The organism is Sagittula sp. NFXS13, assembly GCF_040148795.1.
Taxonomy (GTDB): domain Bacteria; phylum Pseudomonadota; class Alphaproteobacteria; order Rhodobacterales; family Rhodobacteraceae; genus Sagittula; species Sagittula marina.
The window spans coordinates 195,790-209,572 of sequence record NZ_JAGEMH010000002.1 but is presented as its reverse complement, the minus strand read 5'-3'; the positions used below and the strand labels follow the sequence as shown (position 1 = coordinate 209,572).

6 protein-coding genes are annotated in these 13,783 nt (G+C 65.1%); 1 reads left to right on the top strand and 5 read right to left on the bottom strand.

What is annotated here, in order from left to right:
• Positions 1 to 24: 24 nt before the first annotated feature.
• From pbpC to J4E08_RS05300, 3 genes are read right to left on the bottom strand one after another with little or no spacing between them, the layout of a single operon-like run.
• Positions 25 to 2,052 carry a penicillin-binding protein 1C gene (gene pbpC / locus J4E08_RS05310; protein ID WP_349537602.1) on the bottom strand — a complete coding sequence of 676 codons (2,028 nt, stop codon included), beginning with the start codon at positions 2,050 to 2,052 and terminating at the stop codon, positions 25 to 27.
• The gene (locus J4E08_RS05305) at positions 2,045 to 2,599 is read right to left on the bottom strand and encodes a putative glycolipid-binding domain-containing protein (protein ID WP_349537601.1); all 555 of its coding nucleotides are present in this window, start codon (positions 2,597 to 2,599) and stop codon (positions 2,045 to 2,047) included. Before J4E08_RS05305 ends, pbpC begins: the two co-directional genes overlap by 8 nt.
• Positions 2,600 to 2,610: 11 nt before the next feature.
• A complete protein-coding gene (locus J4E08_RS05300; RefSeq protein ID WP_349537600.1) occupies positions 2,611 to 8,028 on the bottom strand; it encodes an alpha-2-macroglobulin family protein in 5,418 nt (1,805 codons plus the stop codon).
• Between the two features lie 177 nt (positions 8,029 to 8,205).
• Between J4E08_RS05300 and J4E08_RS05295 the strand changes: the two genes are divergently transcribed.
• The gene (locus J4E08_RS05295; protein WP_349537599.1) at positions 8,206 to 10,740 is read left to right on the top strand and encodes a response regulator; all 2,535 of its coding nucleotides are present in this window, start codon (positions 8,206 to 8,208) and stop codon (positions 10,738 to 10,740) included.
• Here J4E08_RS05295 and yaaA read toward each other — a convergent pair whose 3' ends face one another.
• Both yaaA and recQ read right to left on the bottom strand, forming a co-directional pair.
• Complete coding sequence (yaaA, locus tag J4E08_RS05290) at positions 10,741 to 11,511, bottom strand: peroxide stress protein YaaA (RefSeq protein WP_349537598.1); 771 nt, start codon at positions 11,509 to 11,511, stop codon at positions 10,741 to 10,743.
• A 30-nt stretch (positions 11,512 to 11,541) separates the two neighbouring features.
• Positions 11,542 to 13,596 carry a DNA helicase RecQ gene (gene recQ, locus J4E08_RS05285; RefSeq protein ID WP_183962508.1) on the bottom strand — a complete coding sequence of 685 codons (2,055 nt, stop codon included), beginning with the start codon at positions 13,594 to 13,596 and terminating at the stop codon, positions 11,542 to 11,544.
• Positions 13,597 to 13,783: the final 187 nt, after the last annotated feature.

Below are 13,783 nucleotides of genomic sequence, written 5' to 3'. Positions count from 1 at the left end.
GGGTTCCCCCCGACCTACCCGCCGTCAGCGCAACTCGATGGTCGTGCGTCCCGATTGCCCAAGCGAGTCGATGACGGAAATCGTGGTGAACCCCGGTCCGGACAGCGGAGCAAGGATTTGCGGGCGTCGCAGCCCCGTCGCCAGCACAGCCCCGTTGGCCAGGATCGTGAAGGGCGGCGTGCCACCGCGCAGCTTGACCGGCACCCCCATCTCGTTCGCCCGCAGCGTCGCGCCGTTGGGGGGAAACGTCACTTGCAACGCAACCGCATCCGCACGGGGACCAAACCGCTGCAAGTTCGCTGGAAGCTTCGCATTGGTGGTGATCAGGGTCTCCGGCGGCGGGGGGCCAAGCGGCGCGGGCCGAGGGCTGGCCCGATGCAGCGCCTCGAACAGAACCGGCGCCGCCAGACCTGCGCCAAAGGCACCGGGCACCGGCGTGCCATCGGGCCGCCCGAACCAGACCCCGGCCACGTGCCGCCCGTCCCAACCCAGCGCCCAGGCGTCGCGATGGCCATAAGACGTCCCGCTTTTCCACGCGACCTGCCCCGCTGTTCCGGCGGTGGGCGGCGGCGGAATATCCGCCAGAATGCGCTGCACCTGCCAGGCTGACGCCGCGGACAACACTTGGCTCAGGGCACCCTCGCCGCTGTCTTCGACCCGCCATCGCAACGGGCGCGCAATGCCCCCATGCGCCAACCCGGCATAAAGCTGCGTCATTTCCTCCAACGTCAGCCCAACACCGCCCAGCGACAAGGCCAGCCCCGGTGCGCCGCCTTGCAGCGCGGGCTTTAACCCGGCCCCCTTCAACGCGGCCAGCAGATGCGCCGGGCCCAAAGCCTCCGTCAGCCGCACCACCGGGATGTTCAAAGACAGCTGCAACGCGCGGCGCACCGACAACTCCCCACGATATTGGCCATCGAAGTTCTGCGGCGCGTAGCTGCCAAACTGGACCGGCGTGTCGAGGATCAGCGTTTCGGGATGCGCCAACCCGCGATCAAAGGCCAAGCCGTAGACCAAGGGCTTCAGCGTCGAACCGGGCGACCGCTGCGCCTGCGTCATGTCCACGAAACCGTCATTTTGCGCACTGGCATAATCGGGCGATCCGACAGAGGCGAGGATCTCGCCCGTCTGGTGGTCTGCCAGCACAATGGCCAGCGACAGACGCGGGTCCAGCCGCGCGGCATGACTGCGGGCCAGCGCCTCAAGACTGCGTTGCAGACCGGCGTCCAGGGTCAGGTCATGCCGCCCGTCGCGTCGCGCCACGGCGCGGTCCGCCATATGCGGAGCCAGTTGCGGCATCGGATGTCGTCCCTTTGGCGAAGGGTCCAGCGCATCCGAATGCGCTGCCGTCAGGGGGATCACTCCGGCATCCGCCATGCGCAACATCACGCGGTTGCGCGCGTCGCGCGCGGCCTCCGGATGGCGATCCGGGCGGCGGCTTTCGGGGGCTTGCGGCAAGGCGACCAGCAGCGCAGCCTCGGCCGGGGTCAGGCGACGCGGCTCCTTTCCCAGCCAGATCAGCGAGGCCGCGCGCACCCCTTCGACGTTGCCGCCATAGGGCGCGAGCAGGGAATACAGCGCGAGGATCTCATCCTTGGACATCCGTCGCTCCAGCGCCAGCGCCACCCGCACCTGCCGCAGCTTGCCCTGCCATTGCCCGGTGGTGCCGTCCTCCAGCAGACGGGCGACCTGCATCGTCAGGGTCGACGCGCCTGACACGATCCGCCCTTCACGCAGCCCTTGAGCGACAGCGCGGAGTGTGGCCAGGAGATCGACACCACCGTGCCGATAAAACCGCTTGTCCTCGTAGGCGATGAGCATCTCGTAGAACAGCGGATCCACCTGATCACGCGCCACCGCCATGCGCCACAGGCCATCCTCGATGGTGTAGGCGCGCAACAATTCCCCATGTCGATCCCGCACTTCTGACGATGTGGCGTGCACCAGAACCGGCAGCTCAGTGGCTTCGACCCACTGGGACAGACGATCATTGCCAAACGCCACGACCCAAAGCGTCAGAGCCAGCGCAAGAAGAAGCCGGACGCTACTCATCCAGCCTTTCCCAAAGGCCCGGATAATCCCGGACGAACCCATGCTCATCCACCGACAGGTGCGTCTCAAAATCGGATTCCACGGCGGCGTAATGCACGTAGTTGCCGCGTTCCCGCGTGTAGCTTTGTGACAAGACCGACACGGTCGGCCCCGGCAGGCGCACCCAGGCGGAGGTTGTGTCCAGCCGCCCCACCTGCGGCAACCGGCGCAGCGGCATCAGGTTGGTGGCCGGGGTAAAGGCCAGATCGATGTCGTCGGCGTCCTGCAGGTCCGGCGCAGGCGCGTCGTTAAAGGTCCAGTCGCCACCAGTCCGTGTGAACTGCCACGCCACAGCCTCCCCCGCGCGATCCCCGGTTATGTCTGCGGACAGCGTGCGCCAATCCGCCCCCAGTCGCACCACGTAATCCAGCGCGGCCCAGCCAGCGCCGTCACGAAAACGGGCATGACCCACCAGCATAAATCCGTTCTCCACGCGGGCGAGGCGACATTTGTCCTCCCCCTCGCGGTCGAGAGCGCGCCAACGGGCGGTTGCGATGGTCTCTGGCATCCTGTCGTTCCTTATTCTTGGACCGTCACAGCGCCGGAGGCCGTGGTGGCCCGGTAGTCGGGACGGTACATATCCTCGACCAATGCGGCAGGATGATGGAACGTTCCCGGCGACACCGCGCGCACCACATACGCCAAGCGGATCGGCGTTGCGTCGGTCTGGTTCACGGCTGCAAGGAAACGGTCGGTGCGGAACTCCGTGAACTCGGTCTCCGATGTCTTCAGCCAATCAAGGCCGGAGAGGTCGCCAGACCGGATCAGCGACGGATTGTCGATCTCCAGCCCCGCGGGCAGCGGATCGTCAATCATCAAACGCGCGCGGGTCTCGTCCGCCGGTTTCACTGTCAGAACGGCCACCATACGGTCGCCGGTACGGATCCGGGTCACTGGCGCGCCGTCGAGGCTGTAGTAGCTCCGCTCCAGCGCATAGCCGTAGCCGCTCGCCTCTGTTGCGCCCTCCGGCACACCCAAGGTGGTGAGCGTGATGTCAGTCGCTGTATCGGATGTGTTGCGCAGCACCATCGGCTCCAGATCCCGCGCAGGGATACGCCGCACAAAGGGACCGCTCAGCGCCGCGCCATCCAACGACAGGCCGGACACGGTCGGATCGGTGACAAGCGCCTTTGCCGCCATCAGGGACCACGCCTGTTCCTGCGTGCTCAGCGGCCGGTCAGCCGAGGTCACGCGGGACACCAGTGCCTCCCGGTCCACCCGTTCAGAGCGCGCCTCGACCGCCAACGACACGACCCCCGCAGCGTCACGCAACTGCGTGCCGTAGTCAGCCCGATACAGCCTGTCCGTGTCGCGCGGCGTTTGCGCCAGCCGCGATGCCGCGCGAAAGAACATGGCGTCGGCGCGCGGTTGGTCGCCGTAGCTGGCCAGCGCGGCCCCGATCTGGGCTTGCGCCAGCGGCGTCGCAAAGGCCTCCGCCCGTTCATCGGCGTAGTAGCGCAAATCGCCCATGGCGGCCTGACCCTCGCGGGCGAGCACCATCAGCGCATAGGCAATATCTTCGCCACCATCGTCGAAATCAGCGGCATAGGCCACCTGATTGCGCAGGTTGTCCAGCGCGCTTTGAAACGCGCGGTCGGGCACGTCATAGCCCTGCGCCCGCGCCCGCGAGAGGAAGTCCGTGACATAGGCATCCAGCCAGTCATCACCGGAATACGCCCCCCACAGGCCAAAGCCGCCGTTCGCCGCCTGCCGCGTCAGAATGCGCGTGATGGACTGTTGCAGGCGCTCGTCGATGCGGTCCTTGTTGCCCAGCCCCAGCGGCTCCGCGATGGAAGACATGTAGAGCAGCGGCAACGCCTTGGACGTGACCTGCTCCGTGCAGCCATAGGGGTACTGATCGAGGGAGGCCAACAGCCCCGGCGCATCGAACCGCGCCAAGGCCCCGGCAGAGACAAGGGCCGAAGCCGTTTCAGGACGCAGCCCGGCAAAGATCTCGTCGTCCAGTGTCAGGCTCTGCCCCGGTGCAAGCGATAGCCGCCGGGTCTGGCCCACCGCCGGATCATTGGCGCGCACGCCCAACGTCAGGCTCTTGGTCAGGCGCGTGCCGTCCGGGGTGGTCAGCGCGACCTCGATGCCGTGATCGCCCACGGTCAAGGCACTCAGCGCCACGCTCAGAGTGGCCTTTCCGCCATCGGTCAGCGCAACGCTCTGTGCCACGGGGCCAAGCTGAAGGCCGCCGTCCACGGTCACCTCCAACGGCATCTCGCCCGCCGCGCCCTTGGTATGGGTGAACTCCAGCGCCAAACGTGTTTCATCACCGGGCGCCAGAAAGCGCGGCATCGCGGCAGACATCACCACAGGATCACGCACGATCACATCGGCCTCGGCGCTGCCGACACCGCTGTCGGACCACGCCACGGCCATCAACCGCACCGTCCCATTGAAATCAGGGATGTCAAAACTGACCTGCGCCTGCCCGTCGCGCACCGTCACAGGGCCCGAGAAGAAGGCGACCAGCTTTTCCGTTGGCGGCGGCCCTTGGGTGTCCATACCCGTAGCCCCGTCCCCACCGGACCGTACAGCCCCCATGGCACCGTCCAACCCGTTGATGACACGTCCATAAATATCGCGGATCTCGACCCCCAGACGGCGCTGGCCAAAGTAGTAGCCAGCAGGGTCCGGTGTCTCGAATCCCGTCAGGTTCTGGATGCCCAGATCAACGGCGGCAACGGTGACATAGGCGGTCTCCCCCTCTGCCACATTGTCGATGGTGACGATCGCCTCAAGGGCGCTGCGCGGCGCGCTGTCCTCCGGCGCGTCAAAGCTGACGTTCAGCTTGCCATTGCCGGGATCGACCGCCGCATGTGTCAAGCCCAGCGCGCGGGCCGGGTTCTGACCCGCCGCAACGTCCATGGGCCGGATCACCTGCGCTGTCACGTAAACACCTGCCCCCCACTCTTCCGTCACCGGAAGCGAGATCACGTTTTCGCCCTCGACGACGTCTATCGCCTGCATGGACACGACGCGGTCGGCCAGCACCGTCACCAAGGCCTTGCCGGCGTAGCGCGGGACCATGCGCAGGCTCGCGGTGTCCCCCTCGCGGTAGGCGTCCTTGTCAAGCGACAGCTCAAGCATGTCCGGCGTCTCTTCGGCGGTGGCCGGGGCGTACCAACCTGCGGACACGGTGGTCGAGGCGGACAGGTATGCGCCGCCCTTGCGTTCCACCACGATCTCGTAGTTGCCCCAATCCAGCGGCGCTTCGACGGTGACAGGATCAGCGCCCAAAGTCGCCTCGCCCCGCGCGACAGAGCTGCGGGTCGTCACCGGCTCCCAATACCAGGAGCCATAGTTTTGATACCATTGATAGCGGGTGCGCACGCGGTTCACCGTCCATGTCACATCCATATCCGTGGCGGCCAGATCGGGCCCCACGGCCAGCAGGTCAAAGCGCGCGGTTTCACCCTCGGCAAAGGTCTCGGCGGCGGGCTTGATGCCGATCATCGCGGTCGGCGGGGCCACGTCACGGGTGATGCTGCGCTCCACCGGACGGCCCGACATCTCCGCCATGCGCAGCGTGATGCGCGCCTGCATGGGACGGCCCTGCGGGTCGATATCCGGCAATGGCAGGTCGAGCGTCGCCTGGCCTGCGGCGTCGGTGGTCAGGTCGGCGGCAAAGCTCTCGGTGCGATAGTCGGCCTCGTCGTCATGGCGACCGAAACGATAGCCGGGAAAGGCGTCGAGCGTGCTCCGCGTGGACAGCCGCAGTTCCCCCTCGATGGACAGGTCCGCCCCTGGCGCGCCAAAAAGATAGCGCGCCGCAACCGTCAGGTCCGGCGGCGCGAGCGGATTGATCGCGGTTTCGGGCAGATCGAGCGTAAAGTCGATGCGCTCCGGCACAAAATCCTCGACCAGAACGCGGGTGGAGGTCAGCGCCTCCCCCTTGGGATCGGCAAAGACCGCCACCTGCCATGTGCCACGCGGCACCGATGGGGCCAGCGGCAGGTCAAACACGTGGCCGCCCGCGCCCGCACCGTCAGAGATATGGCGCGAATATTCCACACCATCGGGGCGCGTCAGCACGGCGGTCAGCGGCACATCGGGCAACGCCTCGGCCTGCGGATCCCGCAGCAAAGCGGTCAGGTGAATGACCTCTCCGGCCCGGTAGGCCCCACGGTCGGTGGCAAGGAACGTGTCGATCGGCCCAGCGGGCGCACGCCCGGTGACGCCCCGGTCGGACAGATCAAACGCCGGATCGGTGAGCGACAGAAACGCAAGGTCTTCCTCCCCCATCTGCGCCATCAGCAGCGCGGCCGCAGAACCATCGGTGCCGCGCAGCAGACCGGGGGCAAAGCGCGCGATGCCCTCTGCATCCGTGGTCGTGACGTCCAGCGGTCGGTTGGCGCGGGCCAGCAGCGTGACCTCCAGCCCGGCGAGCGGCTCTGCCGTGCCCAGATCACGGGCGAAAACGGTCAGCCCGTCGGTGCCTTCCATCGTGGTCAGCCCAATGTCCGAAAGCACGAACCACTGCGTCGCGCGCGCCTCGCCCTCAATATCGTCAGGCGTTTGCGCGGTCAGCGCGTAGACCCCTGCGGGCAGATCGCCCACGGCCTCTCCCATGGGCAGGCGCGTCACCATGTCGGTGTTCAGCTCGTTTTGAACCTCGCCCGTGCCGGTCCAGATCTCTTCGGCCAGTTCGCTGGCGAAATAGTCTTCTTCATATTGCCCCAAAGGCCGTCCGAAATAATCGTTTTGAATGGCACGGATCATATTGCGGTCAGAGACGCGGCGCAGGGTCAGCAGGACCTCGGACGTGTTGACCGTCTGAATGGGCAGCCCCGCATCCGCCGCGCGTGGCAACACATACGCGCGCCCCGGAAAGCTGACGGCAGGAGAGCGGTCGCGCACATAGGCCGTGATCTCCACGTCCTTGACCAGTTCTTCGCCCTCCGCGGAGGGCAGACCCGCGCGGAATGTGATCGTGTGGCGCGAGCCGTGCGTCACACCAGAGATGCACAGCCGCGTGTCGTCCTGCGTCACGGCCAGCCGTGGATCCGCGAGGCGCACATATGGCGCGTAGTCCTGTCCGACGCGCACCAGCGGTTCGTTGAACTCCGCACAGATGCGTGGATCGGCGCTGTCGGCCTCGACCTCCGTATCGACGATGCGAAAGCCGTATTTCCCGATGGCGTCGTCCAGTTTCGCGGAGATCTGCGGCGAGGGCGCAAGCCGCTCCGCCAGCCGCAAGGCCGGGATCATGTCGCGCCCCCGGTCAGTTCGGTCAAAAGCTTCGGCCAGCTGCACCATCGCCTGCGCCTGCTCCGGCGCGGCCTCGGCGCGGAGGTAGGCGTTGATCGGCGCAAGCACCGCGCGGTCGGCGTAACGGCGGCGGTCATCCCCCTCCAGCTCGGACGCATATTCGGCGGACCACGCGCCATATTGCAGCCAAAGCGCGGCACTGTCGCTTTGCGCCAGCGCGCCACCCGTCCAGTGGATCGCGTCGCGCAGGTTGCCCGCCTGGTAGGCCTCCGTCGCGGCGGTTTCCAGCGCGTCAACGGTCCATTGACCATTGGCATGGCGCCGGCCCATCGCCTCCGCCTCGGCCCGCGCGTTTTCCACGTCGCGCTCGGTCAGAAACGTCAGGTCGCCAAACCGCCTCTGCGCGAGATCCAGATCTGCGCGGGAAGCCTCAAACACTTGCGCCGAAATTGCCCCGTCATAAGACGTGCGGTCCGTCACGCCCGACTTGGGAAAACAGCTGTTATTGCGAGAATTAAATGTAAATGCACGGCATTCCGCCTGAGCCAGGCAAGACCGCTCACATGCATCGAGTGACGTGTCGAACAATGGCTGAAGGTCGGAGCCAGCGAAATCCACATCACGGGTCACCACCAATCGACGATCAGGTACAAGCTCCTGGGCCACGGCTCCGGTCACAGTCAGCACGCCCATCAGCAGGGCCACGGCAAAACGACGCATCAAATTCCCCTTCATCTCAATGCCCTCACCGTCGCATGCGCCGCGCCCCTGGGCAAGGATTCGCCGGGTGTGGGAAACCTGACCTCGGACCCACCTCAAACAGGCGCCTCTCTCCAAACCTTAAGCGGATTTTCACCACAGATGGTCAAAAGTGCCCCGGAACCAGGAGGCACCTGCATGGATCTCGCAGATCGTCTGGCCGAGGAACGGCGCGCGCGTCTGGCGGCCGAACGTCTGCTGGAGCTCAAGCAAAAGGAACTGTTCGAGGCAAACAGGCGCCTCGGCGACCATGCGCTCAAGCTGTCGCACGAGATCCGCGAAACCCGGACCGAGGTCGCACAGGTCCGCACCCAGCACCAGCGCGTTGTGCAGGAGCTCGGACAGGCCACCGAAAAGATCGAGGTGGTGACCGAACAGCTTTGGTCTGCGCTGGAAACGATCCGCGACGGCTTTGCCATGTTCAATCGGAACGGACGGCTTGAACTGGCGAACCCCGCCTATCTGTCGGCCTTCGAGGGTTTGGAATGCGTCGCACCGGGGGCCTCCTATGCCAACGTCCTGGCCGCCCTTGTCGATGAGGGCATCGTCGACTTGCAGGGGGAGGACGCGCAAGGCTGGCAATTGCGCATGTTGGGCCGGTGGGAACAGAACCCGATCCCCAATGAGACCCTGCGGATGTGGAACGGACGATTCATCAAGGTCCGCGACAGGCATTTGCCCGACGGCGGCGTCGTGTCCCTGTCCGTGGACATCACCGACCTGATGCGCATGTGGTCCGCGGTAGAGGAACTGCCAGACGGCTTCGTGATCTACGATGCCGAAGACAGGCTGCTCATGTGCAACCGCCCCTACAAGGACTATTACAAGCCATCTGCCCCCGCGATGAAGCGCGGCGCAACCTTCGAGGAGATCCTGCGATACGGCCTGAAGCAGGGGCAATACGCAGATGCGGTCGGGCGCGAGGAAGAGTGGCTCGAAGAGCGCCTGATCAAGCACCGCGCCAATGAAATCGAGCATGAGCAACAACTCGAGGACGGGCGCTGGCTGCGGATCTACGAGCGCGAAACAACAGACGGCGGGCGTGTCGGGCTGCGGGTGGACATCACCCAGATCAAAAGGGACCAGCAGCGCCTGAAGGAGGCGACAATCCGGGCGGAGGCTGCAAACCGCGCCAAATCCGCCTTTCTCGCCAATATGTCCCACGAAATCCGCACGCCGATGAATGGCGTGGTGGGCATGGCCGACCTCATGTTGGACACGGAGCTGTCGGCAGAGCAGAAGCTATATGCCGATACGATCCGCTCCTCGGGTGAGGCATTGCTGGTCATCATCAACGACATCCTCGATTATTCCAAGATCGAGGCGGAAAAGCTGGCGCTGCACCCGGAACCCTTTGATCTGGAGGCGGCCATCCTCGAAGTGGTGATGCTTTTGCAACCCACTGCGCGCGACAAGGATATCGCCTTGCTGGTGGACTACGACATGTTCCTGCCGACGCGGTTCATCGGCGACCCCGGACGCATTCGCCAGATCCTGACGAACTTGCTGGGCAACGCGGTCAAATTCACGGTGCAGGGCCATGTGCTGATCCGTGTTGTGGGCGCGCCGGACATTGACGGCCGATCTTCCGTTCACATCACCATCGAAGACACCGGAATCGGCATCCCGCCCGACAAGGTCAATCACGTTTTCGGCGAATTCAATCAGGTCGAAGACGACCGCAACCGCAATTTCGAAGGCACCGGGCTTGGCCTCGCCATCACACGCCGGCTGGTAGAGCTGATGGAGGGAGAGGTCTGGGTCGATTCCGAGGTTGGCAAAGGAAGCTGTTTCGGCCTGCGCATCTTGCTGGATGCCGAGGACGCGCAAACCTTTGACACCGCGCAATTGCCCCGGCGGCTGCAGCGCGTGCTGGTGGTCGATGACCACAGTCCCCATCGCGCCATCCTGACCAAGCAGTTGTCGCTTTTGGGTCTGGAAATCTCATACTGCGCCACCGGGTCAGAGGCGATCGACCACGTTCAGACCGGCACCGATCTGCTGGTGGTGGAGTATGAGCTGCCCGACATGACGGGTCTCGAACTGGCACAGCAGCTGCGTCAGGCGAACTTTGACGTGCCCGTCATCCTCTTTGCCGACAACCCCGGCCAGGTGAGGCGGCCGTCCGACACCCCCCTGCTCGCGGTCCTGCAAAAGCCGGTTCCCCGCCGGGTTCTGTTCAACGCGCTGGAGCAGGTGCATCAGGTGGTGCCAAGGTCCGGCAGTGCGCCGCCCGATGCCCCGCAGTCGCCTGCGCCATCCGCCTCGAGCTCTGTCAAACTGGACGTTCTGGTGGCCGAGGACAACAAGACCAACCAGCTTGTCCTGTCCAAGATGGCAAAGAACCTGCCGTTGGAATTGCGCTTTGCCAACAACGGGGTAGAGGCGGTGGAGGCCTTCCGCGAACGTCGACCGGATTTGATCCTCATGGACATTTCCATGCCGCGTATGGACGGCAAACAGGCCACGCGCGAAATTCGCAGGCTGGAGGCCGATGGACCTCACGTGCCGATCATCGCGGTTACGGCCCATGCAATGGCCGGCGACCGCGAGAGCATAATGGAGGCCGGGTTGTCCGACTATCTGACCAAACCCCTGCGCAAGGCAGAACTCACTGCCAAGATCCAGCAATTTGCCGGGCACCTCCTGAACAAGGGGCAAGATGACGCCTGATCAGGTGTCCAGCGCGCGCAGGAAAACCGGTTTGTCCGGCTCCGACAGATCCGGCTGATAGCTGTAGCCGCCAAGGTCGAAATCGGTGATCCCCTCGGGATCGGTCAGTCGCCTCTGAATGATGTACCGCGCCATGCTGCCACGGGCGCGCTTGGCATAAAAGGACACGATCTTCGGCCCGCCGGGCTTGTCCTCCATGAATTGCGGCGTGATGATCCGCAGGCCCAGCGCCTTTGGCGGGACCGCACCGAAATATTCCTGTGATGCGCAGTTCACCAGCGTGTCCGTGCCCAGCGCGTCGGCCTCTGCCTTCAAGGCCTCCGCGATGCGGTCGCCCCAGTACTCGTACAGGTTTTTGCCCTGCGCCGTCTTCAGACGAGAGCCCATCTCCAGCCGGTAGGCCTGAATGCCGTCGCGCGGCTTCAACGCCCCGTAAAGACCGGACAAAATCCGCAGGTGGTCTTGGGCAAAACGCATCTCGTCGTCGTCCAGCGACCCGGCCTCAAGCCCTTGGTAGGTGTCCCCGGCAAAGGCCAGCGCGGCGGGGCGCAGATCCTCTGGTCCCGGCGTGTTGCTGAACGCCTTGAACCGATCGTGGTTCAGCTTGGCAAGATCATCGGACAGATGCATCAGCTTCTTGAGATCACCGACACTGAGATCCCGCGCCGTTTCCGCAAGGCTCTGCGCCTGCGTCTCGAACATCGGTTCCGTCATGTCGACGGGCTTTTCATCCCAATCCAGCTTCTTCGCCGGAGAAATCACCACGAGCATCGCATCACCCCATTTGTTCCGAGGCCTGATCTAGCCCGCGTCGCGCAGAACGTCCAGAAATGCGTTCCCAAAACGTTCCACCCTGCGGTCCCCGATCAAGCGCTCGATCTTCTCGAGGCTGTCGGGTTTGATCTCGGCCAGCTTTGCCAGCGAGGATGCGCTGCACGACATCGGCTTTTCCGTGCCATCCGCGCCGCGCAGCAGCTCTGCCTGCGCTTCGAGCAAGGCATCATAAAGCGTCCCTGTCCCGCGCGCCGCCAGCTTGCGCCGCACCGGATGCACCTCCTGGGCCGCGCCATTGATGACCTCCAGGAACGCGCGCCCGTAGCTTTCCAGCTTCTTGGCGCCGACGCCGCCGATGCGTGCCATCTGGTCCAGATCGGCGGGGCGGGTTTCCGCCATCTCGATCAATGTCTTGTCGTTGAAGATCATGTAGGGCGGCACGCGCGCCTCTTGCGCCAGCGCGGTGCGCTTCGCCTTCAGGGCCGAGAACATGGGTCCATGCTCCTCGCTCACCAATGCCTTCACCGCCGGGCGACGCTCCGCGGCCTTCACCACCGCGTCGCGGCGCAGCTGAATCGATTCCTCGCCGCGCAGGATCGGCAGGGCGCGGTCTGTCATCACCAAGGCGCCATGGCGTTCCGCATCCGGGCGCATCAGGTCGCGCCCCATCATCTGGCGAAAGACCGCCTGCCATTGCCCGCGCGACAGATCCTTGCCCACGCCAAAGGTCGGCAGTTGGTCATGATTGCGCTGCTGGACCTTGTCGGTGTCCTTGCCCAGGAGGATGTCGATCAGATGCCCCGCGCCAAAGCTTTCGCCCGTGCGCAGCGCAGCGGACAGCGCCTTGCGGACCGCTTCGGTGCCATCGAACAGCTCTGGCGGGCGGTCGCACAGGTCGCAGTTGCCGCATGGCGCGGCCTCTTCCCCGAAATACGCCAGCAGGGCCTGACGCCGACAGCCCAGTGCCTCGGCCAGTCCGAGCAGCGCGTTCAGACGCCCGTGATCCGCCTGCCGCCGCTCCGGCGGGGCCAGCCCCTCGTCGATCTGCGAGCGGCGCAGGCGCACGTCCTCTGCCCCATACAGGGTCATGGTCTCTGCGGGGGCACCATCGCGCCCGGCGCGACCGATCTCCTGATAATAGCCTTCGATGGACTTGGGCAAGTCCGCATGGGCGACCCAGCGAATGTCCGGCTTGTCCACCCCCATGCCAAAGGCCACCGTGGCGCAAACGATCAGCCCGTCCTCGGTGGCAAAGCGTTCCTCGACGTCGCGACGATCCCCGGCCTCCATGCCGCCGTGATAGTGGCAGGCGGCGTGGCCGTCGTCGCGCAGCGCGCGCGCGATGCCCTCGGTCTTGTTTCGGGTGCCGCAATACACGATGCCCGATTGCCCCCGCCGTGCCGCTGCAAAGCCGAGGATCTGCGCACGAGGGCCGTCCTTGGGCTGGAACGCCAGATGGATGTTGGGCCGGTCAAAGCCGCGCAGGAAGGTGGTCGGCTGCACGCCGTCGAACAGGCGCGTGACCATTTCGACCTGCGTTTCCTCGTCCGCCGTCGCGGTGAAGGCGGCAAGCGGCACATCCAGAGCGCGGCGCAGTTCACCGATCCGCAGGTAATCGGGGCGGAAATCATGGCCCCATTGGCTGACGCAATGCGCCTCGTCCACCGCGATCATGGACACGCCGGCCTGCGACAACATGCGCTGCGTGCCGGCGTTGGCCAGACGCTCCGGCGCGAGGTAGAGCAGTTTCAGCTCCCCCGCGTGCAGCATGTCCCAGACCGCGTCGGTTTCCTCCGGCGTGTTGCCAGAGGTCAGCGCCCCGGCCGCCACGCCCGCCTCCCGCAGCCCGCGCACCTGGTCGCGCATCAACGCAATCAGTGGCGAGATGACAACCGTCACGCCGTGTCGCAACAGCGCAGGAAGCTGAAAGCAAAGCGATTTCCCGCCACCCGTTGGCATGATGGCCAGCACGTTCTGACCATCCGTCACGGCATCGACAATCTCGCCCTGTCCGGGGCGAAAGGCATCGTAGCCAAAGATATCCTTCAGCAACGCCAGGGGTGCGGCGGTATCTCGGGGCATGGGTTCGCCTGTCGAATTTCAGAAAACTGCTCTTATGTCGACAATCTCACACTAAGATTCGGTGAATCAACCCCTCGCACCACAAGATAGCCCCTGTCAGGCCTGTTCTTGACGAAAACAACGCCTGCCCGCTCATCTCCGCCAAACGACGAAGCGCCCCGCAGTTCCCTGCGAGGCGCCCCATGGT

Bases quoted from the DNA above. Each gene is read 5' to 3' on its own strand.
- recQ (WP_183962508.1), bottom strand. From the start codon at position 13,596: ATGCCCCGAGATACCGCCGCACCCCTGGCGTTGCTGAAGGATATCTTT.
- J4E08_RS05295 (WP_349537599.1), top strand. From the start codon at position 8,206: ATGGATCTCGCAGATCGTCTGGCCGAGGAACGGCGCGCGCGTCTGGCG.
- J4E08_RS05305 (WP_349537601.1), bottom strand. From the start codon at position 2,599: ATGCCAGAGACCATCGCAACCGCCCGTTGGCGCGCTCTCGACCGCGAG.
- pbpC (WP_349537602.1), bottom strand. From the start codon at position 2,052: ATGAGTAGCGTCCGGCTTCTTCTTGCGCTGGCTCTGACGCTTTGGGTC.
- J4E08_RS05300 (WP_349537600.1), bottom strand. From the start codon at position 8,028: ATGCGTCGTTTTGCCGTGGCCCTGCTGATGGGCGTGCTGACTGTGACC.
- yaaA (WP_349537598.1), bottom strand. From the start codon at position 11,511: ATGCTCGTGGTGATTTCTCCGGCGAAGAAGCTGGATTGGGATGAAAAG.